We start from the raw sequence: 497 nt of genomic DNA, 5'->3' as shown, positions 1-497 counted from the left end.
ACATGGCCGACGCACCGTACAAGCTGATCCTCCTCCGCCACGGCGAGAGCGAATGGAACGCGAAGAACCTGTTCACCGGATGGGTGGACGTCAACCTCACCGACAAGGGAGAGAAGGAGGCGGTCCGCGGCGGTGAGCTGCTCAAGGGCGCCGGCTCCGTGGTCGCCAGCACGGGCTACGAGCTGCTCGCCTACTCGGGCGGCGGGGGCGGCGAGGTCGGCTGGGAGCGCCGGTACCTGTCGCGGCTGTCCGGCACGCTCATCGACGGCGCCGTGATCGTCACGCCCACCGTGCTCGACACCTACCCGGGCGTCCCCGTGATCGCGATCGACCCCCACGCGGGCCCCTCGGGCCTGCCGACCGTCGACTCCGACAACCTCGCCGGCGGCGTCATGGCGACCGAGCACCTGATCTCGCTCGGCCACCGCCGCATCGCGCACCTCGGCGGCCGCACCGACCTCGACTCGGCACGGCTGCGCGAGCAGGGCTTCCGCCAG

1 protein-coding gene is annotated in these 497 nt (G+C 71.8%); it reads left to right on the top strand.

Annotation, left to right across the window (positions count from 1 at the left end; all coding sequences use genetic code 11):
• Positions 1-2: 2 nt before the first annotated feature.
• Positions 3-497: substrate-binding domain-containing protein (locus CAY82_RS27480; RefSeq protein ID WP_218190853.1), on the top strand; the 495-nt coding region annotated here is incomplete at its 3' end.

This window comes from Pseudomonas sp. SID14000 (assembly GCF_002165135.1).
Lineage (GTDB): Bacteria > Pseudomonadota > Gammaproteobacteria > Pseudomonadales > Pseudomonadaceae > Aquipseudomonas.
This window is presented reverse-complemented; position numbering and strand designations above follow the sequence as displayed.